The 2202-nt window shown below is 72.5% G+C and carries 1 protein-coding gene and 1 pseudogene; one reads left to right on the top strand and one right to left on the bottom strand.

Features of this window, described 5'->3' with window-relative positions; genetic code table 11:
- Positions 1 to 152: 152 nt before the first annotated feature.
- The gene (gene lnt / locus ACVNF4_RS35210) at positions 153 to 1751 is read right to left on the bottom strand and encodes an apolipoprotein N-acyltransferase (protein ID WP_461806916.1); all 1599 of its coding nucleotides are present in this window, start codon (positions 1749 to 1751) and stop codon (positions 153 to 155) included.
- 217 nt (positions 1752 to 1968) lie between these two features.
- Here lnt and ACVNF4_RS35215 point away from each other — a divergent pair.
- Positions 1969 to 2202: pseudogene (locus ACVNF4_RS35215) on the top strand (O-antigen ligase family protein); the annotation flags it as partial.

Raw genomic sequence — 2202 nt, forward strand, 5'->3', positions numbered from 1 at the left:
GAACAGCGCCTGGAACTTCGCCGCCAGGCCAAACTCGATCCCCTCCGGACTCCCCATACCACAACAACGACGCTCAACCACGGAAGCGACGGCTTGTTTCCCGGCAAGCCCTAACCGGCCGATCTTGGTGGACCGGCCGGTATCGGACGTGCCTACGCGCGCCGGGTGCGCAGCCCGGAGCCGATCGCCCAGCCGAGGCCACCCGCCGCGACGAGGACGAGCAGCATCTCGGGCAGGATGCCCAGCTTCGTCGCGGGCGTCTCGGAGGACCGCAGCGGCACCTTCTGGACGAGGGAGTCGGCGACGAACATGCCGGTCTTCTGGGAGATCCGCCCGTCCGGCATGATGATCGCGCTGACGCCGCTGGTGACGGGGACGACGACGGTGCGGCTGTGCTCGACCGCACGGATCCGCGACATGGCGAGCTGCTGGTAGGTCATCTCGCTGCGGTCGAAGGCGGCGTTGTTGCTGGGCACGGAGATGAGCTGCGCGCCGCGCGTGACGCTGTCGCGGACGGCCCAGTCGAACGCGGCCTCGTAACAGGTGGCGATGCCGACCTTCGTGCCGCCGATGGTGAACACGCCGGGCTTGGTGCCCCGGGTGAAGTTCGACGACATGGCGGTCCACTTCGGGTTGATCGCCGAGACCAGCCCCTGGAGCGGCATGTACTCGCCGAACGGCTGGATCTGCCGCTTGTCGTAGGTCTGGGTGGGCCCCTTCGCGGGGTCCCACAGAATCTGCTCGTTGAACCACTTGTCGTCGCGTTCGACGACGCTGCCGACGGAGACGGGTGCGCCGATGGCGTGGACGGCCTGGTCGATGACGGCGTACGCGGCGGCGTCGGTGAAGGGGTTGACGTCGGAGGAGTTCTCCGGCCACAGCACGAAGTCCGGCTTGGCGGCCTTCCCGGCCTTCACCTCGGCGGCCAGCCGCTGCGTCTCGCGCGCGTGGTACTCCAGCACGGCACGCCGCTGAGCGTTGAACTCCAGGCCGAGCCGGGGCACGTTGCCCTGGATCGCGGCGACGGTGACGGTGCCGTCCTCGGCGTCGTCGCTGACCAGCGGGCGGGCCGCGAAGGCGCCGAGGACCGGGACGAGCATGCCCGCCAGCGCCACGTAGGAGGCCCCCCGGCGCACCTGGCCCGTACGGCGCCGGTCCCAGCCGAGACGGACCGCTTCGCCGACCGCGAACCCGCACAGGACGACCGCGAAGCCGAGCACCGGTGTCCCGCCGACGGCGGCCAGCGGCAGGAAGATCCCGTCGGCCTGTCCGAACGCGACCTTGCCCCAGGGGAAGCCGCTGAACGGCGCACGCGCGCGTGCCGCTTCCCCGGCGGTCCACAGGGCCGCCGCCCACAGCGGCCAGCCGGGCAGCCGGGACACGGCGGCGACGCCCACCCCGACCAGGCCGGCGAAGAGTGCCTCGATCGCGGCGAGCGCGAGCCACGGCAGCGGGCCGACCTCGACGCCGGTCCACTTCAGCAGCGGGACGAAGAAGCCCAGGCCGAAGAGGTAGCCGAGCCCGAGGGCGGGCTTCCAGCTCCGCTCGCGCAGCACCCAGCCGAATCCGGCGAACGCGGGCAGCGCGAGGAACCACAGGGGGCGCGGCGGGAAGCTGACGTAGAGCAGTGCTCCGGAGAGCACGGCGACGACGGCCGGGAGGAACCGCAGGAGGCGGCGGCCACGCGGAGCGGGCGTGGTCTCGGGCTCCACCTGTCCTGAGGGCCCTGCGGGGGGTGCGGTGACGGTCACCCGGGGAGTGTACGGCGGGTGACCTGCGGGTCGACAGGACGGTTCTCACAGCTCGGGCCGCCACGGACATGACACACCCCGCACCCGCCTGCCCCGATCCGCGCAACTCATCCACAAACCGCCGCCCAGCCGTTACGGTGTGCGCAGCCCCGGTGTACACGTGGTCAGGCACGCGGCCGGGGCCAGGACGGTCGGGGGACCGGGTTCGGGGGGCTGGGTGGGATCGGCGGGGCGGACGTCCGTGGCCGGGAACGGCACGGACAGCGACAGACGAAACGTTTCCGACGCGCTCGGGACGACGGTGCTCGCGGCCTGCGCCGTGTGGGCGCTGATCTCGGCGGGGGCGAACGACGGGCGGGCCGAGGGGACGCTCCTCGCGGTGCTCGCCGTGGCCGCCGGGTACGCGGCGGGCCGGATCTCCGGCACGCTGTCGCCGGTCGCGGTGCCCGGT

The sequence above is a fragment of the Streptomyces sp. S6 genome (assembly GCF_054880855.1).